The sequence below is a fragment of the Nocardioides houyundeii genome (assembly GCF_002865585.1).
GTDB lineage: Bacteria > Actinomycetota > Actinomycetes > Propionibacteriales > Nocardioidaceae > Nocardioides > Nocardioides houyundeii.
On record NZ_CP025581.1, the window covers coordinates 1,261,717 to 1,285,458 of the forward strand.

Genomic DNA, 23,742 nt, shown 5'->3' on the forward strand with positions numbered 1-23,742 from the left:
GCGAGCGTGGCCGCCGCCTGGATCCGGCCGTCGGCAGACTATCAAGGCGTACCGCCCCCGGCGCCGCGCGCGGTGCCGGTCCGGGCGGGCTTGTGACGCAGGGCGGGCCGCTCGACCAGCCGCCAGGACGCGATGGCGAGCAGCCACACCACCGGCGTGCAGACGAGGATCAGCACCCACGGCGCGGTGTCGGGCCCGAGCAGCTGGACGAAGGTCTGCTGGATCGGGAACGCCCAGATGTAGACCCCGTAGGAGGCGTCGCCCCAGGCGGTCATCCAGCGAGCGGTGCGCGGCACGGCGTAGGCGAACCAGTAGGCCAGGTAGGTCACCGCCACCGTCCAGACCACCACGCGCACCGCGTCCGGGCCGAGGCCGGACAGGACGCAGGCCACGAACGCGGTGGCGGCCCAGGGCCAGGACAGCACGAGACGGTCGCGCCAGGAGTAGGCCGCGGCCCCCAGTGCGAACGCGGCGAGGACGTAGCCGGACCCCACCGCGTCCGAGGTCCAGGTGATCCACCAGGCCGCCCAGGCCAGGCCGGCGAGTGCCATCACCGTGACGACGCTGCGCCGGGCCAGGAGGCCGGCCAGGCCCAGCAGGAAGAGCAGCAGGTAGGCGAAGACCTCCAGCGGAAGGCTCCACAGGGGGCCGTTGACCGCGCCCGCGTAGAGGTTGTCCTCGAAGACTCCCGGCAGCTGGGCGCCGAAGGGGAACAGCAGGGTGATCCGGAGCGGGTAGAGCCAGGTCTGGGCGGAGGCCAGGTAGGACGAGAGGCTCCAGCTGGTGACCAACGGTCCCAGCACGAAGGCGGTGAGCAGGCCCACGGTGGCCAGCGCGGGCAGCAGGCGCAGGGCCCGCTTGACCCAGAAGTCCCAGGGTGAGGGGTCGTACTCCCAGCTCCGGCGGATGAGCAGGCCGCTGACGGCGAAGAAGATGAGGACCCCGAGGTTGCCCAGCGTGGTGCCGAGCTGGTGCAGCGGCTCGTCGTGGCCCACCAGGGAGAAGGAGTGGGAGACGAGGACCGCCCACGCGGCGAGCAGGCGCAGCAGGTCGAAGTTGTTCTCGCGGCTGCCGAGCCGATCGCCCAGCACCACCTTGCCGCCACGCGGGGAGCGCACGGCGGCGTCGGTCTCGGAGCGGGCGGACATGGGCCGCAGGCTAACCGAGCCGCTCTGCCCACGCCGAATGACCGGCCCTAGGATCGGCTCTCGTGACCAGCAACCGGCGACCGAGCCCCCGCAGCCCGGGTCTGGTGGTCATGGCCGCCGCCGGGATCAGCGGCGTCGCCGGGTACGTCGTGCTGGTGCTGGCCGCACGTGCCCTCACCCCGGCCGAGAACGCCGACTTCCTGGTCTTCTGGGGCGCGGTGTTCGCTGTCTTCGGCGTCCTGACCGGTCTCACCGCCGAGATCACCCGGGCCGTCTTCGCCGCGCGCCACTCCCAGTCGCCGGGACCTGCTGCCGGGGCCCGTGTCGTGCCTGCCGCCCTGGTGCTCGGAGGCGCGGTCGTGGGCGTCGTGGGGCTGAGCGGGCCGCTGTGGGCTCCCGCCCTCTTCGGCTCCGAGTGGCTGCCGCTGCTGGCCGCGATGGTCTGCGGGATCGGGCTCTTCGTCGTGCACTCGGCCCTCGGCGGCGCGGCGGCCGGGGGTGGCCAGTGGTCCGGCTACGCGGTCCTGGTCGGGCTGGAGGCGACCACCCGCCTCGCGCTGTGCGCCCTGGTGGCGCTGCTGGGCGGAGAGGTGCTGGGTCTGGCCTGGGGGGTGTGCGCGGCGTGCGGCACCTGGCTGCTGCTGAGCCTCTGGCCCCGCTACCGCCGACTGTGGGCGGCTCGGGGGGACGTGGACCGTGGTGGCCTGCTGCGGCGGATGGTCTCGGCCTGCACCGCGGCAGGAGCGTCCTCGCTGCTCCTGGTCGGCTTCCCGGTGCTGCTGCGGGTCACCACCTCCGACGAGGTGTTCGCAGGTACGGCGCCGTTGCTGCTGGCGGTCTCGCTGACCCGCGCCCCGCTGCTCGTGCCGCTGGGGGCCTACCAGAACGTGGTGGTGACCAAGGTGCTCACCCAGGGACTGCGGGCGCTGGTCGGGCCGACCCGGCTGGTGCTCGCCCTCACCGTGCTGGGAGCGGCCCTCGCCGGACTGGTGGGTCCGGTCGCGATGCGCGTGATCAATCCCGACTACCGGGTGGAGGGCGTGATCTTCGCGGCCCTGACGGTCGCTGCCGGGCTGGTGGCGCTGCTGACCCTGACCGGCGCGGCCAGCCTGGCGCTGGACCGTCACACGGTCTACCTGGCCGGCTGGACCGGCGCCACGCTGAGTGCCCTGGCGGTGCTGGCGGGCCCGTGGGCGATCGAGCCTCGCGTGATCGCGGCGCTCGTCACCGGCCCGCTGGTCGGGATGACCATCCATCTCACGTGGTCGGTGTACGGGGGCAGGTCCGGGCCGGGGTCCGTTAGGGTCGGCCGGTCCCCATCCCGTCCCCGAACGCTGCGAGCCGGCGGAGCTCCCGCAGGCCTGGAGGAGAACCGGTGAACGACAGACCCCGCGTGCTGGTCGACATGCTGTCCTACACCGGGACCAAGGGTGGGATGGAGACCTACACCCGAGAGCTGTACCGCCAGCTCGGCAAGATGGACACCGGGCTGGAGTTCGTGGCCCTGGCCAGCCGTGAGGGCGGCGAGCTGGACCTCTCCTGGTTTCCCGGCGAGGTGATCAGGTCCCGGATCAGCGGTGAGAACCGGTTCGTGTGGGCTCTGGGCGAGCTGTTCGCGTCGAGCTGGTTCGCCCGGCGACGCCGCGCCGACCTCGTGCACTGCCCTGCGACGCTGGGCCCGATGCGCACCTCGATGCCGTGCGTGCTCACCATCCACGACATGCTCTACTTCAGCCATCCCGAGTTCATGGTGACTCCGCTCTACACGCGCCCGGTGATGTGGATGGAGCGTCGGGCCGCCGCGAACGCGGCGCAGGTGATCACCGACAGCCAGGTCTCGGCCGACGAGATCCACAAGTACCTGGGCTATCCGCGCGAGCAGCTGCACGTCGTCCCGCTGGCCGCGAACCCGGGCTCCCCACAGCCCTTCGGGGACGCGCGGGAGCGGCTCATCCTCGCCAGCGGCCAACGACGCCCCTACAAGAACTGGGAGGGGCTGATCCGGGCCCTCGCGCTGGTGGACGAGCAGGTGCGTCCGCGCCTGGTCATCACCGGAGGCGGCGCGGGGGAGGACCCGTTGCGTCCGGTCGTAGAGGAGGCCGGGATGGCGCCCTGGGTGGAGCTGCGGGGGTGGGTCACCGACGAGGAGCTCGACGACCTGCGCCGCAGGGCGTCCGCCATGGCCTTCCCGACGCTGGCCGAGGGGTTCGGGCTGCCGGTCCTCGAGGCGATGGCCCAGGGACTCCCCGTCATCGCCTCGGACCTGCCCGTGCTCCACGAGGTCGGCGGGGACGCCGCCCTCTGGTTCGACCCGCACGACCTGCACTCCATGGCGGCGGCCATCGAGTCGGTGGCGACCCGCCCCGACCTGCTCGCCGAGCTTGCCGAGGCCGGACGTGCACAGGCGGCGCTGTTCTCCTGGGAGCGGGTGGCCCGGGAGACCCTGGCGGTCTTCCACGGCGTGCTCTCAGACGCGCGCTGAGCCGTCCCCGGTGTCCTGACCCGGACGCGATCGCTCCAGGGTGTGCTCCAGCAGGGAGCGCAGCGCGCTCCGCTCGCCCAGTCGAGCCGCGGTGGGCAGCAGCGTGACCGCGTGCAACCGTGACGTCCACCGGTGCCGCGCGGTCCGGGCGGCCCGGGTCCAGCCGCGCGCCGCCATCTGGGTCTCGGCCGAGGCGTAGTAACGCCGCTCGTCGGGGAGCCGGGAGCCGTGCAGGAGGCTCGCGGAGGAGGCGCTCTGGGTGTGGCGTCGGTAGGAGAAGCACAGCGTCGGGTCGAGGGCCAGGGTCTCGCCGGCCGCGACCAGGTCGATCATCAGGGCGAGGTCCTGGATGATGGGGAGCCCGTCGCGGAACTCGAATCGGCGCACCACCTCGGTCCGGAAGACCAGCGAGGGCCAGTAGAGCCAGTTGCCGCGCAGCAGGCTCGTCGCGAGCCGCTCTCCGCCCAGCTCGGTGGAGCTGCGCACCCGCGGCATCAGGGCCCGCTTGACCTTGTCGGTGAGCGGCTCGATGACCTGCCCCTGCTCATCGATGATCTGCACGCCCACCTGGATCACCGCGGCCTCGGGATGCCTGCGGTGTGCGGCCTTCACGGTCGCCACGAAGCCGGGTTGCATCAGGTCGTCGCAGCCCATGAACATCATCAGCTCGGCCGAGGCAAGCTCCAGGCACCGCTCGTAGTTGCGCGTGATGCCCAGGTTCACCTCGTTGCGGAGGTAGCTGATGCGCGGGTCGCTCTCGCGTGCGAACCGCTCCGCCACGGCAGGGTCGGGATAGCAGTCGTCGACGACCGTCACGTGCCAGTCGGGGTCGGTCTGGGCGCGGATGCTCTCGATCGTCGCGTCGAGCAGGTCGGGATCGCCCCAGAACGGGACGAAGATCTCCAGGGTGTCGGCGGTCCTCATGCGGGTGGCAGGCCTCGTTCCTGCTCCACGGGGGGCTGCAGGTCCCGGGCCCGGTCCCGCTCCGCCTCGAGCCGGAGGATCGCGAGCTCCTCGGCCAGGGTGCGCGTGCGTTCCTCCAGGCGGCCGAGCTCGGAGCTGTGCTGGAGGGTCAGCACCATGATCAGCAGGGACGCGGCGAAGAAGAGCAGGTTCACCGGCAGCTGGAGGCCCAGGGCGCCGGTCAGCCAGGTCAGGGCCTGCGGGAACGTGGCCACGGCGAGCATGCCGACGGCGATCACGGCCCAGATCAGGGCGTACTTCTCCCGCAGCCGGTGCCGGCGGAGCATCTCGAACAGGGAGAGCAGGATGACGCCGGAACCGACGACTCCCAGGATCGCCACGCCACTCATGGCGCCACCGGGTCCTCGAACTGCGCCGGCCACTTGCGGACCAGGGCCAGGCTGAGGGCCACGAAGGCCCGGAACAGGTAGATCGCGGCGCGCACCGGCGAGTGCGAGGCACGTCCGCCGGCGCGAGGGCGCATGGTGACCGGAACCTGGGTGACGGTGCACCCGGCCCGGTTGGCGATCACCAGGGACTCCACGGTGTCGCCGAGGTACTCGGCGGGGTAGTGGGCCGCGAAGACCGTGATGGCCCGGCGGTTGCACACGCGGTAGCCCGAGGTGACGTCGGTGAGGCGGGTGCCTGCCATCCGCGACAGCACGGTCGCCAGGAGCACCATCGCCCAGCGCCTGGGGCCGCGGACCTTGTAGGGGTCGTCCTTGCTGGCGAACCGGGCCCCGATCACGATGTCGGACTCGCCGAGGGGCTCCAGGAGGGAGAGCAGCGACCTCGGGTCGTGCTGTCCGTCGGCGTCGATCTGCACGGCGACGTCGTAGCCGTGGCGCAGGGCGTAGCGGTACCCGGTCCTCATGGCGCCGCCGACGCCGAGGTTGAAGGGGAGCTGGCAGACGGTCGCGCCGGCGTTCTCGGCCGCGCCGCGGGTGCCGTCGGACGACCCGTCGTCCACCACGAGCAGGTCCGCCCAGGGCACGCAGGCGCGGATCTCGGTCACCGTGTCGCCGATCGACTCCTCCTCGTTCCAGGCAGGAACGATGACGAGCACCCGAGAGGTGGCCGGACGATCAGACATGGCAGCGATCCTAGTGGCGCTCACGCCGTCGTCGTGCCCCCCTCCGAGCGGGCTCACGGAGCGAGCACCTCGACGTCGAGGTCCTCCGCGCATCGGCGCTCGACCTTGCGGCCCAGCGCCGGGTCGCGGGTCAGGACCCGGACTCCGCCGCCCCAGATGTTGGCGGCGCTGCAGATCGACTCGGGGCTGGTGGGATCGAGGTAGTACGCGGCCGTGTGGATCGGGTCGTTGATGGTCTCGAGCCCGGACTGCAGCAGCCAGAAGTTGGAGATCCCGTCCTCGTTGGGTCCCAGGGGACCGGTGGAGTAGGCGGCCAGGATCGTCTTGCGGTGCTCCTCCATGACGTCGAACATGTGGTCCAGGGCCCGGTCGTTGGCCACGTTGTCGTGCAGCGCGACCGGGGTGAACACCGAGCCGAGGGTCATCGGGCGCCAGGGAGCCGAGATCAGGAACATCACCGCGAAGGCGCAGGCGAAGGCCGGCACCACTCCGGCGCCGCCCCACCATCGTCCTGCCCACCGTTGCAGGGGGCCGATCAGCTCGGCGAAGAGCACCACGACCGCGGTCGCCAGCACGAGCCAGGCGAACTTGATGGGGTAGTAGCCCCAGAGCTCCTCGGCGCCCCGCCTGGCCAGCATCAGCTGGGTGACGCCCAGCGCGACCGCGGGGGCCGCGACGAGCACCCCGATCGGCACCTCGGGACGCAGCCGGCGGTACAGCACGAGCACGCCCACGCACGCCGCGATCCCGAACCACAGTGCGCGGCTGGCGTCCACCAGGGGATGCCCGCCGTCGAACGCCGGGAGACCGCCCGCGGTGCGCAGGTCCGGGAGCGTGACCAGGTAGGCGTAGACCAGTGCGGCCAGGAAGAGGCCTCCGGGCAGCAGGAGCGCCCGCCCGGCCGCCTTCAGGGCCTTGCGCTGCCGCACGACCATGGCGAGCATCAGGAACGCCGGCACCACCGCGACGGGGCCCCAGGACATCCCGATCGCCCACGTGGCCAGCACCAGGCCGGTCAGGGTGCCCACGGGGCGGCGCGCCTGCGCCAGCCAGCACTCCCAGGTCAGCAGGAGCATCAGCATGGTGGGAGCGGAGTTCTGGAAGCCGTGCTGGAAGGCGTAGCCGGAGCTGTACCAGAGCCACGGGAAGGTGCCGGCCACGGCGCCCACCAGGATCCGGTGGCCACCGGGCCGGGCCTTGCCGATCGCGATCAGGGAGGCGGCCACACCGACGGCCATGAACAGCAGCAGCGACATCTGGCTGCCGCCGAGCACGACCTGGCGGACGACCTCGCTGGCGCTGGACCCCTCGGTGACGCTCGGTGAGGCCCAGGACCCGTGCAGCACGGTCGCCAGCGGAGCCGCGTTCCCCTGGGACCTCAGCAGGCCGCCCTCGAGCACGAACTGGCGGTTGAGGATCATGTTGTTGGCGGCGTCGCCGGTCATCGCCCAGCCGAGCCAGGGGTTGGCTGCCCGGAACGCGGTCCACAGCAGGTAGGCCGAGACCAGCACCTGGGTCAGGGTGCAGGCGACGAGGTCGACGAGCTGTCGACGGTCCAGCTGAGGGACCTGCCGTGAGGCCAGCACCACATGGACCACGCCGACCGCGGTCCACGCGACCAGGTTGTCCGTGCCCAGGGTCCAGCCCACGTGGGGGGCCGCCAGGGTGAACAGCACCTGGGCGACCAGCGCCCCGAGCAGGACGACGACGAACGAGAGCCGCCAGCCCAGCGTCCCGGCGTACGCCGTCACTCCCGCACCGAGCACCGCCAGGACCAGGAGCAGCGGCTGCCCCGTCGTGACGGCGACCGCGCACCCCGCCACCAGCAGCACCAGCCAGCCGGTCAGCAGTGGCACGTGGACGTCGCGCATTGCGCCCCTGGACTGCACTACGTCTCCCTCAGTTCCCTCTTCACCAGCACGTGGACCCTACAGGGGGCCGGCGGACCGCTCGCAACGGTCGGCGGTGGGCAGGAGGAGGTCGACCCCGACCGCGCGGTGGTCCGAGACAGCAGAGGGCAGAACCCGCGCCGCGGACGGAACGAGGTCCTTGCTGACGTAGATGTGGTCGATCCGGGCGCGCGGGGCCCGGGGCGGGACGGTCAGGCCGGATCCCTGCCCCACCACGGTCCAGGGATCGGTCAGGGTCGCGGTCATGGTCCGGTACGGCTCGCTGTCCGGGGTGGCGTTGAAGTCGCCGCCGACGACCACCGGCGTCGGGGCGCTCGTGGACACCACCTGCTGGACAGACCGGGCCTGGGCCCTGCGCAGCTCGGTCGAGGTGTGGTCCAGATGGGTGTTGTAGACGTCCACGGAGTGGCCCTGCACGTCGACCCGGGTGCGCAGCAGTCCCCGCTGCTCGCCGCCGGGGCGGTTCGGCAGCGTGTGGTGCTCCGCCTCGGTGATGGGAAAGCGGGAGAGAGTGGCCAGGCCGTACTGCTGGGGCTCCCGGCTCCCCGCGGCCCAGGTGAGGTTGGGGGCGAACGCCTGGTACATCCCCAGCTCCGTGGCCAGCTGGGCCGGGGTGTCCCGCGACCCGGACCGGGGCCGGAACCGGTCCACCTCCTGCAGCAGCACGACGTCGGCGCCCGAGGCCCGGATCTCCCCGGCGATGGTGTCCAGGTCCAGGCCGCGGGGCCCGATGCCGGCGTGGATGTTGAACGTCAGCACCTTGAGCGAGACGACGCTGGGCAGGGGCAGGCAGTACGGAGCGGCGCGGGAAGCGGTCGGACCTGGGGCGGCGGTGGTGCCGGGCCGGGTCGGGTCGGGCGAGGGCGAGGTGGGGATGACGGTCTTCACGGTGGCCGGGGTCCGGGATCGCCCGGGGGAGGCGGTGGCCCCTGTGGCGGGAGCGGGGGAGGGGCCGTCCGACTCCGTCGGGGACGCGGTGGGTGACGCGGGCGTGCCGCTGGGGTCGGCGGACGGAGCGGCGGTCGGCGGTACGCCGGTCGCGACGGCAGCGGGCCGCGGCACGGGAGTCCCCTGGTCGGCCGGGTCCAGGGTCACCACCGTGAACGAGACCAGGCAGGTGAGGCCCAGCGCCGCGACCACTGCCCAGGGCAGCGTGGTCCTGAACCGACTCATCCGTGCTCCGTGATCGTGGGGAAGACGACGTCATGCTAGTCGCCGAAGCCGGACCGGAGGCCCTGGACGCGGGGTTCGGGGAGGTCGGGAGCTACGGTGTCCGGCGTGCGTGAGCAGCCTGAGCAGCAAGCCCCACCGGTCCAGCGTCTGAGGATCCGGTACGCCAAGCGCGGGCGGCTACGGTTCACCAGCCACCGCGACTTCAGTCGTGCCTTCGAGAGGGCGATCTTCCGAGCCCGCATCCCGATGGCCTACTCCTCGGGCTTCAACCCGCATCCCCGCATCTCCTATGCCAACGCCTCACCGACGGGCGCGGCCTCGGAGGCCGAGTACCTCGAGATCGGGCTCGCCCAGGTCGTCGACCCGGCCCAGGTCCACAGCGAGCTCGACGAGGCGCTGCCCGACGGGCTGGACGTGGTGGAGGTCGTGGAGTCCCCGGGGGGCTCGCTCGCGGACCTGCTTCAGGCCAGCCGCTGGCGGGTGGGCCTGCCCGGCGTGGACGGCATCGAGCCGTTGGTCGAGCGCTTCCTGGCTCAGCAGGAGGTCCTGGTCGAACGGATGACCAAGAAGGGCAAGCGCGAGTTCGACGCCCGGGCCGCCGTGCTGTCCCTGGTCGCCGAGCCGGGCACCGGAGGCACGGTGCTCGAGCTGGTGCTGCGACACACCGTGCCGGCCGTGCGGCCCGACGACGTGCTGGCCGCGCTCGCCACGGTCGGCGAGCTCCCGACGGTGGGCGGGGTGCCGCTGCTGACCCGGATCGAGCAGGGCCCCCTGGACGAGGAGTCCGGCGCGATCGCCGACCCGCTGCATCCGCTGGTTTAGGGCCTTCGGCTCGGGGGTGTGCGATACTCGCCCTTGGTCGCACCTGACGGCGTACGCCGCCGAGTGGGACCCGACGACGTTCTCGCCGGCTCGACATCCAGTCGTCCGGCACGAGGGATGAAGGTCGCCACCAGACCGCGACGCGGCCCGGGTGAGTCCGTGACAGGGGCTCTCCCGTGTGACACCGACAGGTGTCTCAGGGCCCCGCGACCGCGGCAGGTGGACGGCGCGCATCCGTCGACGCGCCCGCGGAGGGCGTCGCCGCCATCGAAGGCTTTGCGTCGCGGATCCTGAGTGCTCGGGTCCCGGCGTCCTAACACAGCCGGTGCACGGCACCGGTCGAGGAGCGCAGATGCTCGACGAGAATCCTGTTGAAGAGTCGAACGGCAGCACCGGTTCGTCCGCCGCGAACGAGGTGGGCGCCGCGTCCACCCCGCCGGCAGACGGTGCTGCACCCGTGAAGAGGGCGGCGGCCAAGCGGACCTCCACCCGCAAGACGGCGGCGAAGAAGACCACGACGGCGCGCGAGAGCGCTGCCGCCGACCCGCTCCCGGAGAGCCCGAGCGAGGGTGTCCCCGCGGGCCCGGACGTGACGGGGGAGGAGGGCGTGCCGGCCAAGAAGGCGGCCGCCAAGCGGACCACCGCGCGGAAGACCACCACGCGCAAGACGGCAGCCAAGAAGGCTGCCGCGCCTGCGGCCGGCTCCGAGGAGCCCGCCGCAGCGACCGAGGGTGCGGCCACCGAGCCGGTCACCGGCACGCTGCCGCTCTTCCAGGCGCCCGAGACCAGGGCCCCGGCCCGACGTACCCGCAAGCGCGCCGAGCCTGCTCCCGTCGCGGATCCGGTCACCGCACCGGTCACCCCAGCGGGGGACGCACCCGCAGCGGCCGCGCCGGCGGACCCCGAGCCGCAGGCCCCGGCCGAGGCGCCGCGGACCACCGTCACCAGGCGCACGCGCGGCACCTCGACCCGAGCGGCCCGTGCCAAGGCTGCTGAGGCGAACACCTCGGCCGAGTCGGCTCCGGCCGAGACCCGCACACCCGCCGTGGCCGAGTCTTCCGCGACCGCTGCCGCCACCCCCACTTCCGGGAGCGCCGCCACCGCCGAGGTCGCCCCGGCTGCCGCCGAGGCCTCCCAGGAGGCCCCGGTCGAGGCCCCCAAGGTGACGCGCCGCAACCCCCGCTCCCGCCGGGGCACGGGCACCCGGGTCGCCGCCGACCGGGTCGAGGCACCCGCCGAGACGCCGGTCGAGACGCCGGTCGAGGAGGACGACCCGGAGATCACCGAGGCGCTCGACGCGGCTGCGGTGCCCGACCAGGCCGAGGACCAGGCCGAGGACCAGGCTGAGGACCAGGCCGAGGACCAGGCTGAGGACCAGGCCGACGAGGACGAGGACCAGGGCGAGGGGACCCCGGCGCGTCGCCGCCGGCGCCGCGGCGGTCGCCGTCGCCGCAAGCCCGGTGAGAACCAGGGCGAGGACCACTCGGCGGACTCCGAGGACGAGACCGAGGCCTCCGCCGAGGAGCCCACCGAGGAGTCCGACGGCGCTGAGGGCGCCGATGGCACCGACGGCACCGAGGACCAGAACGGCTCGCCCAGCTCCCGCCGGCGGAGGCGCCGTCGCCGCTCCAGCGAGGACGGCGGGGACAACGGTGACGACCCGGAGAACACCGTCACCCGGGTGCGCAAGGCACGCTCGGCCGAGGACCAGATCACCGCGGTCGCCGGCTCCACCCGGCTCGAGGCCAAGAAGCAGCGACGTCGCGAAGGTCGCGAGGCCGGCCGGCGCCGCGCTCCGATCGTGAGCGAGGCCGAGTTCCTGGCCCGCCGCGAGGCCGTCGAACGGGTGATGGTCATCCGACAGCGCAAGGACCTGACCCAGATCGCGGTGCTCGAGGACAAGGTGCTCGTGGAGCACTACGTGGCTCGCGAGTCCCAGACCTCCCTGATCGGGAACGTCTACCTGGGCAAGGTGCAGAACGTGCTGCCCTCCATGGAGGCGGCGTTCATCGACATCGGCAAGGGCCGCAACGCCGTGCTCTACGCCGGCGAGGTGAACTGGTCGGCGCTCGGCCACAAGGAGGGGCAGCCCCGCAAGATCGAGTCGGTGCTCACCTCCGGCCAGACCATCCTGGTCCAGGTCACCAAGGACCCGATCGGGCACAAGGGCGCGCGGCTGAGCAGCCAGGTCAGCCTGGCCGGCCGCTTCCTGGTCTACGTCCCCGACGGCACCACGAGCGGGATCTCGCGCAAGCTCCCCGACACCGAGCGCAACCGCCTGAAGGCGCTGCTCAAGGAGATCGTCCCGGACAGCGCCGGAGTGATCGTCCGCACGGCGGCCGAGGGCGCCAGCGAGGACGAGCTGACCCGGGACGTGGAGCGGCTCAAGGCCCGCTGGGAGGACATCGAGGCGAAGGCCCGGGGCAACGCCCCCCAGCTCCTCTACGGAGAGCCCGACCTCACCCTCAAGGTGGTGCGCGACCTCTTCACCGAGGACTTCAACAAGCTCGTCATCGAGGGCGACGACGCCTGGGACACCGTCCAGGGCTACGTCACCCACGTGGCACCCGACCTCGAGGCGCGCCTGGAGCGCTACCGGCCCTCGGAGCACAGCGACCAGGACGTGTTCTCGGCGTACCGGATCGAGGAGCAGATCGCCAAGGGGCTGGACCGCAAGGTCTGGCTCCCGTCGGGCGGCTCGCTGATCATCGACCGCACCGAGGCCATGACGGTGGTCGACGTCAACACCGGCAAGTTCACCGGCTCCGGGGGCAACCTCGAGGAGACGGTGACCAAGAACAACCTCGAGGCCGCCGAGGAGATCGTGCGCCAGCTGCGGCTGCGCGACATCGGCGGCATCATCGTGGTCGACTTCATCGACATGGTGCTCGAGGCCAACCGGGACCTGGTGGTCCGGCGCCTCGTGGAGTGCCTGGGACGGGACCGGACCCGGCACCAGGTCGCCGAGGTCACCTCGCTCGGCCTGGTCCAGATGACGCGCAAGCGCATCGGCACCGGCCTGCTGGAGACCTTCTCCCACGACTGCGACCACTGTCACGGACGCGGCGTGGTGGTGCAGAGCACCCCCGTCGAGCCCAGGGCAGGGGACGACGAGGCGCGCCGCGGTGGTGGCGGGCGCCGAGGAGCTCGCAGCGGCCGCAGCGAGAAGGGCGCGGAGCGGACCCCGGAGAAGGTCCCGGATCGCATCGTGCCGCCCTCGCCCAAGGTCGTCGCCTCCATGGTCAAGCCCGAGAGCGTCCTCCAGGCGGTCGAGGCCCGGCAGGCCGAGCCCGACTCCCAGCCCGACCCCCAGCCCGACTCGCAGCCCGAGCACCTCGAGCCGACCGGGTCTGCCCAGGAGCACGAGCAGCCGGTGCTGGCGCCGCCGGTGGTCACCGAGGCCGAGCCGGACGCCCCCGTGGCGCCTCCGGTGGCACCCCCGGTGGCACCCCCGGTGGCACCTCCGGTGGCAGAGCCGGCGTCAGAGCCCGACGCGACGCCCAAAGGGAGCCGCGAGCCCGACCAGGTGGAGCAGGCTGCTCCCGTGGCGACGGACAAGCCCCGGGTCGTGACCCGGACGCGCCGTCGTACCGCCTCCCGGCCGGCTGGACCGCCCGCGGTCGTCACCGTGGACCCGGCGCCTTCCGGCCTGGAGACGCCCACCGACGGCGGCTCCGGGAACGGTGACGGTTCGAGCGACCCCGAGTCCCAGGTCGAGCACGTCCCGATCAAGAAGAAGGGCGCCCGCAAGCGCTGACCCGATGCTGCCGAGCCCCTCTCCTGCCCGCTCCTCGCGGGTGGGCAGGAGAGGATCAGGCGCTCGTGCAGGGTCGGACGGGGCCTCGTTTTGCCCTGTCGCAGTCGAAGTCGTAAAGTTGTTCCTCGTGCGCTCCAGCGCACCCCCCATTCGTACGGCCCGCACGCCTTTCACGCGCGACCGGTGGCAGGGGCCGTAGTTCGTTGTCATTCAGGCCAGCAGTGGTCAGGCCAAACCAGAGGAGAGTGAGTCCGCCGTGTACGCAGTCGTGCGCAGTGGCAGCAAGCAGCAGAAGGTTGCTGTTGGCGACGTCATCGAGATCGACAAGATGGACACCGCCGTCGGCGAGACCGTCTCCCTGCCCGTGGTCATGGTCGTGGACGGTGACACCGTCACCGCCCAGGGCTTGGACAAGGCAGCCGTGACCGTCGAGGTCCTCGGCGCCACCAAGGGTCCCAAGATCATCATCCAGAAGTACAAGAACAAGACCGGCTACAAGAAGCGCCAGGGTCACCGCCAGAAGTACATCCAGGTCAAGGTCACCGACATCTCCCTCTGAGTGGCTTCCCGCCTCTCGCGATCCACGAAGGACTGAGCTCATGGCACACAAGAAGGGTGCAGCCTCGACCAAGAACGGTCGCGACTCAAACTCCCAGCGCCTCGGCGTGAAGCGTTTCGGCGGCCAGGTCGTCAGCGCCGGCGAGATCATCGTCCGCCAGCGCGGCACGCACTTCCACCCGGGCAGCGGCATCGGCCGCGGCGGCGACGACACCCTCTTCGCGCTGGTCGCGGGTGCGGTGGAGTTCGGCACCAGGCGCGGCCGCAAGGTCGTCAACATCGTCCCGGGCGAGTGACCTGACGCTTCCCAGCACCTCAGCACAGCATCCATCGAAGGGCGTCCCTGGACTTGGGACGCCCTTCGTGTGTTTCACCCCAGTCAGGAGATCCCCATGGCCGTCCCCACCTTCGTCGATCAGGTAACGCTGCACGTCAGCGCAGGCCGCGGCGGGAACGGTGTGGCGTCCGTGCACCGCGAGAAGTTCAAGCCCCTCGGCGGGCCGGACGGCGGCAACGGGGGCCCCGGAGGGTCTGTGATCCTCCGGGTCGACCCCGACGTCACCACCCTCATCGACTACCACCACAGCCCGCAGCGCCGTGCCGAGCACGGTGGCCACGGAGCCGGTGCCCACCGCAACGGCGGCCACGGCGCCGACCTGGTGCTGCCGGTCCCCGACGGCACGGTCGTCAGCGATGCCGCGGGCAACGTGCTCGGCGACATGATCGGTGCCGGCAGCGAGATGGTCGTGGCCTCCGGTGGCCGCGGCGGCCTCGGCAACGCGGCGCTGGCCTCCTCCAAGCGCAAGGCCCCCGGCTTCGCCCTGCTCGGCGAGCCCGGCGACGAGCTCGACATCAGGCTCGAGCTCAAGGTCGTGGCCGACGTCGGCCTGGTCGGCTTCCCCAGCGCCGGGAAGTCGTCCCTGATCGCCGCGATCTCCCGGGCCCGGCCCAAGATCGCCGACTACCCCTTCACCACCCTGGTGCCCAACCTCGGGGTGGTCCGCGCCGGTGACACCGTCTTCACCGTCGCCGACGTCCCGGGCCTGATCGAGGGTGCCGCCGAGGGCCGCGGGCTGGGCCATGACTTCCTGCGCCACATCGAGCGCTGTGCCGCCATCGTCCACGTGATCGACACCGCCTCCATCGAGCCGGGGCGCAACCCGGTCGACGACCTGGCGATCATCGAGTCCGAGCTCAGCAGGTACGGCGGACTGGAGGACCGGCCGCGTCTGGTGGCGCTGAACAAGATCGACGTCCCCGACGGCTCCGACATCGCCGACATGGTCGTGGACGACCTGCGCGAGCAGGGACACCTGGTCTTCCCGGTCTCGGCCGCCTCCGGTGCCGGCCTGCGGGAGCTGACCTTCGCGATGGCCGAGATCGTGCAGCGCTCGCGCACCGCGAAGCCGGTCGAGGAGGTCACCCGCATCGTCATCCGCCCGCCCGCGGTCGGCCAGGGCGACTTCCAGGTCGTGGAGACCCCCGAGGGCTGGCGGGTGCGCGGTGCCAAGCCGGAGCGCTGGGTGCGTCAGACCGACTTCAGCAACGACGAGGCCGTGGGCTTCCTCGCCGATCGGCTCAACCGCCTCGGCGTCGAGGACAAGCTGGTGCAGATGGGCGCCCAGGAGGGCGACACCGTCCTGATCGGGCACCCCGACAACTCCGTGGTCTTCGACTTCAAGCCCAACATCGAGGCCGGCGCCGAGATGCTGGGACGTCGCGGTGAGGACCAGCGCTTCGAGGAGGCGCGGCCGGCGCGTGGGCGCCGCCGCGACATCGAGGCCGCCATGGACGAGCGTGGCGAGAACGAGACCCGGGCCGACGTGGCGCGACGCATCGACAAGCCCGAGACCTTCGGTCCCAGCTCCTACGTCATCGGGTCCAAGGACGACCCGGACTGGGCCGAGGACGACCCGGACGCATGAGCGCGGGGGAGGACCTGCGTGCCGTCGTGGGCGGCGCCCGCAGGGTCGTGGTCAAGGTCGGCTCCTCGTCGCTGACGACCCGGGCCGGCGGGCTGGACCCCGACCGGATCGCCGACCTGGCCGACGTACTGGCTGACGTGCGCGAACGCGGCGCCGAGGTCGTCCTGGTCTCCTCCGGCGCCATCGCTGCCGGGCTGGCGCCGCTGGGACTGAGCCGCCGCCCGCGCGCGCTGGCCACCCAGCAGGCCGCGGCGTCGGTGGGCCAGGGGCTGCTCGCCCACCGCTACCAGGAGGAGTTCGCCCGGCACGGGCTGACCACCGGCCAGGTGCTGCTGACCGTGGACGACGTCACCCGCCGCGCCAACTACCGCAACGCCCACCAGACCTTCGCCAAGCTCCTCGAGCTCGGGGTGCTGCCCATCGTCAACGAGAACGACACCGTGGCCACCACCGAGATCCGGTTCGGCGACAACGACCGCCTCGCCGCGCTGGTGGCGCACCTGGTCGACGCCGACCTGCTGGTGCTGCTCTCCGACGTCGACGGGCTGTACGACGGCCCGCCCGGCCAGGAGGGCACCCACCGGATCGAGCACGTGCGCTCTCCGGCGGATCTCCAGGGCGTCCGGATCGGCAGCGCCGGCGCGGCGGGTGTCGGCACCGGCGGCATGGTGACCAAGGTCGAGGCGGCCCGCATCGCGACCGGAGCCGGGATCCCCGTGGTCCTGGCCGGGGCGTCCGACGCCGCCGCGGCGCTGGAGGGCCGGCCGGTCGGCACCCTGTTCCACGTCACCGGGCGGCGTCGGGGGATCCGGCTGCTGTGGCTGGCCCACGCGACCGAGCCCAAGGGGAGCCTGGTCCTGGACGACGGGGCCGTCCGTGCCGTGGTCGAGCGTCGCGCCTCCCTGCTCGCCGCCGGCGTCACCGGGGTCTCTGGCAGCTTCGAGGCCGGCGACCCGGTCGACCTCGTCGACCCGGACGGTCGTCCGGTGGCCCGTGGGCTGGTCAACTTCGATGCCCGGGAGGTGCCGGACCTGCTCGGCAAGTCCTCCCAGCAGCTCAAGAGGGAGATGGGGGCGGGCTACGAGCGGGAGGTCGTGCACCGCGACGCTCTCGTGGTGCTCGACCGCGCCTGAGCATTGACCGCCCCCGAGCCGGGAGGCGGAGTAGGTTCTCCCGCGTGCGCCTGCGATCCGTGCTCCTGTGGTCCGCGCTGCTGGCGTCCCTGCTCGGCGCCGCGGCGCTGACGCTGCTGCGCCTGCTGGGACCTGAGCGGGGAGTGCTGGTGCGCGCGGTGTCGTTCGCGCCCGCCGCCGTGCCGGCGTACCTGGTGGGCCTGGTGCTGCTGGCGGTGCTCGCCCGCGGCCACCGACGCCTCGCCCTGGCGCTGTTGCTGGTGCCGGCATGCGGGCTCGCGCTGCACGGCTGGTGGCTCGCGCCCTACCTGGCCGGCGACGCACCCGCGCCCGCGGCCGGCGGAGCCCGGATGCGGGTGATGACGGTCAACGTGCTCAACGGCACGGGTGAGCCCGAGCAGGTCGTGCAGGCGGCCGAGCAGCACGACGTCGACCTGCTGGCGGTGCAGGAGATCGAGCCCTCGACCCTGTGGGCCATGGAGGACGCCGGCCTCAACGAGCGGCTGCCGTTCCACGCGGGGGAGGCGGTCTACGGCGTGTCGGGCTCGATGCTGTTCTCGGCCAACCCCATCACCGACGTGCGGCCGATCGGGACCCAGTGGGTCTCCTTCACGGCCGTCACCGAGGTGGACGGCGAGCCGGTCACCGTGGTGGTGACCCACCCCGAGTCGCCGATGGGGGACGGCAGCGGGTGGCGCTCGGACCACGACGCGCTGCGCACGGCGGTGCAGGACGAGGGTCCGGACCTGGTGCTGGGGGACCTCAACGCCACCGTCGACCACGGCCGGTTCCGGCGCCTGCTGGCCACCGGCCTCCGCGACGCCGCGGAGGTGGCGAACTCCGGGTGGCAGCCGACGTGGCCCTCCGCGGGCCAGGTCCGGGTCGCCGGGCTGGGCCTGCCGCGGCTGCTCGCCATCGACCACGTGCTCCTGGGCCGACGCTGGACGGCGACCGGGACCCGGGTGGTCGAGATCGCGGGCACCGACCACGCCGCGCTGGTCGCGGAGGTGGCCCTGCGCTGAGACCGCGGCGCAGCTCCGCGGGGCCGCGTACCGCCAGGACCGGCGGCACCTGTGACCCCGTCACCCGGGGCGCCGTAGGCTGACGGTGACATGAGTGCCCCCGCCCCCTCCGACACCGCCGCCTCCGGCACGGTCTACCTCGACCACGCCGCGACGACGCCCATGCTGCCGGTCGCCGTCGAGACGATGCGCCGGCACCTGCTGGAGGTCGGGAACGCCAGCTCGCTGCACGGTTCGGGCCGCGCCGCCCGCCGGGTGGTGGAGGAGAGCCGGGAGGCGATCGCGCAGGCGCTGAACTGCCGCCCGGGCGAGGTGGTGTTCACCTCCGGCGGGACCGAGTCGGACAACCTCGCCCTCAAGGGCATCCTGTGGGGTAGGCAGGCCCAGGACCCGCGGCGCACCCGGATCCTGTCCAGCGCCGGTGAGCACCACGCCGTCCTGGACCCCCTGCACTGGCTTGCCGAGCGTGGTCAGGCCGAGGTGGAGCTGCTCCGGATCGACAGCGCCGGACGGCTCGACGTCGATGCCATGCGCGCCGCGGTGGAGCGAGACCCGGAGTCGGTGGCCCTGATCTCGTTGATGTGGGCCAACAACGAGGTCGGGACCCTGCAGCCGGTCGACGAGGTGGTGCGGATCGCCGCCGAGCACGGCATCCCGGTGCACACCGACGCGGTGCAGGCCGTGGGCGCGGTCCCGGTCGACTTCGCGGCCAGTGGCGTCGACGCGCTCACCTTCACCGGTCACAAGCTCGGCGGCCCCTACGGCGTGGGCGCCCTGGTGGTACGCCGGGAGGTTCCGGTGACCGCCCTGCTGCACGGTGGGGGACAGGAGCGCGACATCCGCAGCGGCACCCTGAACCCGCCCGGCATCGCGGCGCTGGCCGCAGCGGTCCGGTCCGCGATCGAGCAGCAGCCCGCGCACGCCGCCCGGGTGGGGGCGCTGCGCGACGAGCTCGTGCGTCGGGTGCGCGAGGTGGTGCCGGACGCGCACCTGCACGGGGACCCCGGGCAGCGACTGCCGGGCAACGCCCACCTCGGCTTCCCCGACTGCGAGGGCGACTCGCTGCTGATGCTGCTCGACGCCCAGGGCATCGAGTGCTCGACCGGCTCCGCGTGCTCCGCCGGCGTGCCCCAGCCCTCCCACGTGCTGCTGGCGATGGGCTGCGACCCGGTGCAGGCCCGCCACTCGCTGCGCTTCTCCCTGGGCCACACCTCCACGGCATCCGACGTGGACGCCGCCGTGGCCGCGCTCGGGCCGGCCGTGGAACGGGCCCGCCTGGCCTACGGGAGAGCGCTGTGAAGGTGCTGGCCGCCATGTCCGGCGGGGTGGACTCCGCGGTGGCCGCGGCCCGGGCGGTGGACGCGGGGCACGAGGTGACCGGCGTGCACCTGGCGCTCTCGCGCAACCCGGCGTCGTACCGCACGGGTGCCCGGGGCTGCTGCACCATCGAGGACAGCAACGACGCCCGCCGTGCCGCGGACGTCATCGGCATCCCCTTCTACGTCTGGGACCTCAGCGAGCGGTTCCACGCCGACGTCGTCGAGGACTTCATGGACGAGTACGCCGCCGGCCGCACCCCCAATCCCTGCCTGCGCTGCAACGAGAAGATCAAGTTCGCCGCGGTGCTGGAGCGGGCGCTGGCGCTCGGCTTCGACGCGGTGGCCACCGGTCACTACGCCCAGCTCCGGACCGGGGAGGACGGCCTGATCGAGATGCACCGGGCCGTGGACCACGGCAAGGACCAGTCCTACGTGCTCGGGGTGCTGACCCAGCAGCAGCTCGCGCACTCGCTGTTCCCGCTCGGCGACTCCCGCAAGCCGGACGTGCGGCTGGAGGCCGGGCGCCGCGGGCTGCTGGTGGCCGACAAGCCCGACAGCCACGACATCTGCTTCGTCGCCGACGGCGACAACGCGGGGTGGCTGCGCGAGAAGCTGGCGGACCGGGCCCCGAGCTCGACCGGCACCTGGGGCGGCGACATCGTCGACGACGCCACCGGCGAGGTGCTGGGCACCCACGAGGGCACCTACGGGTTCACGATCGGTCAACGCAGAGGCCTGCGCCTGGGCCGGCCCGCACCGGACGGGAAGCCCCGTTTCGTGCTCGACATCGAGCCGGTCACCGGCAACGTCCGCGTCGGCGGTCGGGAGCGACTGGGGGTGGACCACGTCGACGGCGTCCGGGCGCGCTGGTGCGGCACGGTCCCGTCCCGGCTGGAGGGCACCGTGCAGCTGCGGGCACACGGCGCGGAGCACCGCGCCGTCGTCGAGACCGACGGCGAGACGGTCAGCATCGAGCTGGTCGACCCGGCCGAGGGCATCGCACCCGGGCAGGCGGCGGTCATCTACTCCGGCACCCGGGTCGTCGGGTCCGCGACCATCTCGGCCACCCGCCGGGTGAGCGTGTGAGCACCGCCACCGGCATCGGCTCCATGCCCGGCCCGGGCACCGACGACCCGGCACGGACGTACGCCGAGACGGTGCGCACGGTGCTCGGCGTGCTGGGGGAGCTGCCGTACGTTCCGGAGCTCCCCGGACGCGGAGCGGCGGCGACCATGACCGGTCGCGCGCTGGCCGTGGTCGAGGGACTCGGCGCCGACCTGCAGCCCGCCGGCTGGCGGCTCACCGACGCGGCGGGGGTGGACCTGCGCCGCGCCCGCTCCCTGCTGGCCCAGGACCTGGACACGGTCGAGGAGCTGGCCCAGGGCTACGTCGGCGACTTCAAGACCCAGCTGACCGGACCCTGGACCCTGGCGGCCACCGTGGAGAAGCACCGCGGCGACAAGGTGCTCTCCGACCACGGTGCCCGCCGTGACCTGGGGCAGGCGCTGGCCGAAGGGGTACGCGGGCACGTCGCGGACCTGCGACGTCGGCTCCCCGGTGTGGCGCGGCTCATCGTGCAGGTCGACGAGCCGGCGCTCACCGCCGTCCTGGAGGCCTCCGTGCCCACGGCCAGCGGCTTGGGCCGGCACCGCAAGGTCGACCTGCCCGAGGCGTCGGCGACGCTGACGGAGCTGCTCTCCGCCATCGCCGGGGCCGGAGCCGAGCCCTGGGTGCACAGCTGCGCGGCCCGGACGCCGCTGGACCTGCTGCGAGGGGCCGGGGCGCGCGGGCTGTCGGTGGACCTGGACCAGCTCGACGCCGCCGACCACGACCAGCTCGGCCAGGCGCTGGAGGCGGGGCTGGGCGTCGCCCTCGGCGTGGTCCCCACCGCCGAGCCCGCGCAGCCGGTCTCGGAGAAGGCGTCGGTCGAGCGGGTGCTGCGCTGGCTGGACATGCTCGGCTTCGGGCTGGACGAGGTCTCCACCCAGCTGGTGATCACCCCGTCCTGCGGGCTCGCGGGGGCCTCCCCGGCCTGGGCACGTCGTGCCCTGGAGCTGGCCGGAGCGACCGCCCGCGAGCTCAGCCACTGAGCTCAGCCACTGAGCTCGGCGACTGAGCTCGGCCACTGATCAGTGGACGCCGACCCCTTCGGGCCCGTCGGTGGCCAGCTCCTCGTGCTTGACGTCCAGCCCGATCCAGATCAGGACCGAGGAGACCACCGCCATCCCGGCGCCCACCAGGAAGGCCGTGGTGGCACCCTCGGTGAACGCCGTCAGCGACGCCAGCTCGGACACGGTGCTCTCGAACCGGGGTCCGAGCTGCTCGGCGAGACCGGCCCGGGTCGCGGCGTCGGCGATGCCCGGCGCGAGCTCCTCGCCGCGGTTGGTGGAGAAGTGCAGCGCGACGGTGCTGAGCGTGGCCAGGCCGAGCGCCCCTCCGACCTGCTGCATCGTGTTGAGCACCCCTGAGCCGATGCCGGAGTCGGCGGCCTGGACGTGGTGCACGGCGGTCAGGGTGAGCGGCACGAAGACCATGCCCATGCCCAGGGCCATCAGCACCACGAACGGCAGGATGTGGGTCCAGTAGTTGACGTCGGCCCCGAGCGCCTCGCCCTGCAGCACCGCCAGGGATGCCGACGGTGACTCGTGGACGCTGATCCGGGAGAACCCGAAGAGGGCACCCGCGGCCAACAGGGTGCCGGTGCCGGCGAGGTAGCGGGGATCCACCCGGCTGATCAGGCTGGAGGCGGTCATCGCCGAGATGATCATGGCGATGGAGAACGGCACGAACGCGAACCCGGCCTTGAGCGGGCTGTAGCCGACGACGTTCTGGATCAGCAGGCTGAGGAAGAAGAACATCGCGAACATCGCCGCGGGCATGATCATCATCGCCACGAAGCTGATCGCCCGGGTGCGGCTGCGGAAGATCCGGAACGGCAGCAGCGGGTGCTCCACGCGGGACTCGATCCCGATGAAGACCGCGAGCAGCACCACGCCCACGACCAGGCTGGCGATCGTCTGCCCGTCGCCCCAGCCGTAGGAGGCGTTCCCGGCGCGGGAGAGCCCGTAGACGATGCCGAGCAGGCCGGCGGTCCCGGTGATGGCGCCGGGGATGTCCAGCTCTCCGGCGTGACGCTCGGACTCCCGGAAGAAGCGGGGGGCGAGGAAGGCGGCGAGCAGCCCGATCGGCACCACGATCAGGAACGTGTACCGCCAGCCGGCGATGCCCAGCGGGTGGTCCAGGCCGGTCAGCCAGCCCCCGAGGATCAGGCCGATCGCGGCACCGATGCCCGACATGGCGGCGTACACGGCGAACGCCCGGTTGCGCTCCTTCCCGGCGGGGAAGGTGGTGGTGATCAGGGCCAGGGCGGCGGGGGAGGCCAGGGCCGCACCGAGTCCCTGGAAGCCGCGGGAGACCAGCAGCATCGCCTCGTTCTGCGCCAGGCCGCCGGTCAGCGAGGCGACCGCGAAGATCAGCACGCCGATGATGAAGATCAGGCGGCGGCCGAAGAGGTCGGCGAGCCGGCCACCGAGCAGCAGCAGTCCTCCGAACGCCAGCGCGTAGCCGGTGACGATCCAGGTGAGGTTGGCCGAGGTGATGTCGAGGTCGTCGCCGATGTAGGGCAACGCGATGTTGGCGATCGTGCTGTCGAGCACGACCATCAGCTGGGCCAGCGAGATGAGGACCAGGGCCCAGCGCAGGCGCCGGTGCTCCTGGGGTGTCACCTCTGGGGTGACGAGGGCTGTCTCAGCCATGGGAATCCTTCGGGTTCGGGGTCGGCGCGACGGCCGGGAGGATGATCTGGTCGATCACCCGGGAGATGAGCTCGGGGGTGGCTTCCTCGCCGAGCAGGAAGACGCGGTGCAGGACGATCCCGGGCAGCGCCGGGGCGACCAGCGAGACGTCGAGGTCGGGACGGGCCTCGCCCCGGGCGACGGCCCGTTCCAGGAGGGCCCCGGTCATCTTGATGCTGGGCGTGATGAAGTCGCGCCGGTAGATCTCGGCGAACTCCTCGTCACGACCCATCGCGGTCACGACCGCGGCGAGCAGTGCCAGGCCGCGGGGGTCGCGCAGCACGCCCATGCCGCAGTAGGCGGTGAGCAGGTCCTCGCGCAGGGTGCCGGTGTCGGGGAGCGGCGGCCTGGTCTTCTGGGAGCAGACCGCCTCGGCGACCAGAGCCGCCTTGCTGCTCCAGCGCCGGTAGAGCGTGGCCTTGCTGGCGCGGGCGGCGCTGGCGACCGCGTCCATCGTGAGGCGGTCGTAGCCGAGGTCGGCCAGGACGTCGAGGGTGGCCTGCAGGATCTCCTGCTCACGGTCCCCCTCGACCCGCGGCCGGGCGGCGGTGCCCTCCTCCGGTGCGTTCATCTGAGTCCTTCTCGTGAGGTGGATGAAACGAAACGGTTCCGTTCCATCCGAGAACGGTACGCCCGAAGCCCG

At 72.6% G+C, this 23,742-nt stretch carries 20 protein-coding genes; 12 read left to right on the top strand and 8 right to left on the bottom strand.

All coding sequences use genetic code 11. The features are described from left to right. Positions 1 to 41: 41 nt before the first annotated feature. Entirely contained in the window at positions 42 to 1,148 is a 1,107-nt protein-coding gene (locus C0R66_RS06100; RefSeq protein ID WP_101523942.1) for an acyltransferase family protein, read from the bottom strand. A 62-nt stretch (positions 1,149 to 1,210) separates the two neighbouring features. On the opposite strand from C0R66_RS06100, the gene C0R66_RS06105 reads away from it, so the two are divergent. Then, a complete protein-coding gene (locus C0R66_RS06105) occupies positions 1,211 to 2,527 on the top strand; it encodes a hypothetical protein (RefSeq protein ID WP_101523943.1) in 1,317 nt (438 codons plus the stop codon). Continuing rightward, on the top strand, positions 2,524 to 3,630 hold the full coding sequence (locus C0R66_RS06110) for a glycosyltransferase family 4 protein (protein ID WP_101523944.1): 1,107 nt from the start codon (positions 2,524 to 2,526) through the stop codon (positions 3,628 to 3,630). The genes C0R66_RS06105 and C0R66_RS06110 overlap by 4 nt, the downstream gene beginning before the upstream one ends. Here the strand turns inward: C0R66_RS06110 and C0R66_RS06115 are convergent. From C0R66_RS06115 to C0R66_RS06135, 5 genes are read right to left on the bottom strand one after another with little or no spacing between them, the layout of a single operon-like run. Further along, positions 3,616 to 4,554: a glycosyltransferase family 2 protein gene (locus tag C0R66_RS06115; RefSeq protein WP_101523945.1), complete on the bottom strand. Its 939-nt coding sequence runs from the start codon at positions 4,552 to 4,554 to the stop codon at positions 3,616 to 3,618. The two genes, C0R66_RS06110 and C0R66_RS06115, sit on opposite strands and share 15 nt — an antisense overlap. Further along, positions 4,551 to 4,943 carry a DUF2304 domain-containing protein gene (locus C0R66_RS06120; RefSeq protein WP_101523946.1) on the bottom strand — a complete coding sequence of 131 codons (393 nt, stop codon included), beginning with the start codon at positions 4,941 to 4,943 and terminating at the stop codon, positions 4,551 to 4,553. The genes C0R66_RS06115 and C0R66_RS06120 overlap by 4 nt, the downstream gene beginning before the upstream one ends. Continuing rightward, complete coding sequence (locus C0R66_RS06125; protein WP_101523947.1) at positions 4,940 to 5,686, bottom strand: glycosyltransferase family 2 protein; 747 nt, start codon at positions 5,684 to 5,686, stop codon at positions 4,940 to 4,942. The genes C0R66_RS06120 and C0R66_RS06125 overlap by 4 nt, the downstream gene beginning before the upstream one ends. Positions 5,687 to 5,739: 53 nt before the next feature. Next, the gene (locus C0R66_RS06130) at positions 5,740 to 7,557 is read right to left on the bottom strand and encodes a hypothetical protein (protein WP_101523948.1); all 1,818 of its coding nucleotides are present in this window, start codon (positions 7,555 to 7,557) and stop codon (positions 5,740 to 5,742) included. A 57-nt stretch (positions 7,558 to 7,614) separates the two neighbouring features. Next, a complete protein-coding gene (locus tag C0R66_RS06135) occupies positions 7,615 to 8,769 on the bottom strand; it encodes an endonuclease/exonuclease/phosphatase family protein (protein ID WP_158647924.1) in 1,155 nt (384 codons plus the stop codon). Positions 8,770 to 8,874: 105 nt separating this feature from the next. Between C0R66_RS06135 and C0R66_RS06145 the strand changes: the two genes are divergently transcribed. From C0R66_RS06145 to C0R66_RS06190, 10 genes are all read left to right on the top strand, one after another. Further along, a complete protein-coding gene (locus tag C0R66_RS06145; RefSeq protein WP_101526083.1) occupies positions 8,875 to 9,591 on the top strand; it encodes a TIGR03936 family radical SAM-associated protein in 717 nt (238 codons plus the stop codon). A gap of 352 nt (positions 9,592 to 9,943) precedes the next feature. Next, complete coding sequence (locus tag C0R66_RS06150) at positions 9,944 to 13,348, top strand: Rne/Rng family ribonuclease (protein WP_101523951.1); 3,405 nt, start codon at positions 9,944 to 9,946, stop codon at positions 13,346 to 13,348. Positions 13,349 to 13,604: 256 nt separating this feature from the next. Next, entirely contained in the window at positions 13,605 to 13,907 is a 303-nt protein-coding gene (gene rplU / locus C0R66_RS06155) for a 50S ribosomal protein L21 (RefSeq protein WP_101523952.1), read from the top strand. A gap of 40 nt (positions 13,908 to 13,947) precedes the next feature. Then, positions 13,948 to 14,202 carry a 50S ribosomal protein L27 gene (gene rpmA, locus C0R66_RS06160; protein WP_101523953.1) on the top strand — a complete coding sequence of 85 codons (255 nt, stop codon included), beginning with the start codon at positions 13,948 to 13,950 and terminating at the stop codon, positions 14,200 to 14,202. 96 nt (positions 14,203 to 14,298) lie between these two features. Continuing rightward, on the top strand, positions 14,299 to 15,831 hold the full coding sequence (gene obgE / locus C0R66_RS06165) for a GTPase ObgE (RefSeq protein WP_101523954.1): 1,533 nt from the start codon (positions 14,299 to 14,301) through the stop codon (positions 15,829 to 15,831). Beyond that, positions 15,828 to 16,964: a glutamate 5-kinase gene (gene proB / locus C0R66_RS06170; RefSeq protein WP_101523955.1), complete on the top strand. Its 1,137-nt coding sequence runs from the start codon at positions 15,828 to 15,830 to the stop codon at positions 16,962 to 16,964. The genes obgE and proB overlap by 4 nt, the downstream gene beginning before the upstream one ends. A gap of 44 nt (positions 16,965 to 17,008) precedes the next feature. Continuing rightward, positions 17,009 to 17,986 carry an endonuclease/exonuclease/phosphatase family protein gene (locus C0R66_RS06175; RefSeq protein WP_101523956.1) on the top strand — a complete coding sequence of 326 codons (978 nt, stop codon included), beginning with the start codon at positions 17,009 to 17,011 and terminating at the stop codon, positions 17,984 to 17,986. A gap of 90 nt (positions 17,987 to 18,076) precedes the next feature. Continuing rightward, entirely contained in the window at positions 18,077 to 19,285 is a 1,209-nt protein-coding gene (locus C0R66_RS06180) for a cysteine desulfurase family protein (protein ID WP_101523957.1), read from the top strand. Then, complete coding sequence (mnmA, locus tag C0R66_RS06185) at positions 19,282 to 20,391, top strand: tRNA 2-thiouridine(34) synthase MnmA (RefSeq protein ID WP_199286839.1); 1,110 nt, start codon at positions 19,282 to 19,284, stop codon at positions 20,389 to 20,391. Before C0R66_RS06180 ends, mnmA begins: the two co-directional genes overlap by 4 nt. Continuing rightward, entirely contained in the window at positions 20,388 to 21,395 is a 1,008-nt protein-coding gene (locus tag C0R66_RS06190; RefSeq protein WP_240311630.1) for a uroporphyrinogen decarboxylase/cobalamine-independent methonine synthase family protein, read from the top strand. Before mnmA ends, C0R66_RS06190 begins: the two co-directional genes overlap by 4 nt. 39 nt (positions 21,396 to 21,434) lie before the next feature. Here the strand turns inward: C0R66_RS06190 and C0R66_RS06195 are convergent, their stop codons facing one another. Both C0R66_RS06195 and C0R66_RS06200 read right to left on the bottom strand, forming a co-directional pair. Beyond that, the gene (locus C0R66_RS06195; protein WP_101523958.1) at positions 21,435 to 23,060 is read right to left on the bottom strand and encodes an MFS transporter; all 1,626 of its coding nucleotides are present in this window, start codon (positions 23,058 to 23,060) and stop codon (positions 21,435 to 21,437) included. Further along, positions 23,053 to 23,670, bottom strand: a complete 618-nt coding sequence (locus C0R66_RS06200; protein WP_101523959.1) for a TetR/AcrR family transcriptional regulator — start codon at positions 23,668 to 23,670, stop codon at positions 23,053 to 23,055. Before C0R66_RS06200 ends, C0R66_RS06195 begins: the two co-directional genes overlap by 8 nt. Positions 23,671 to 23,742 lie beyond the last annotated feature (72 nt).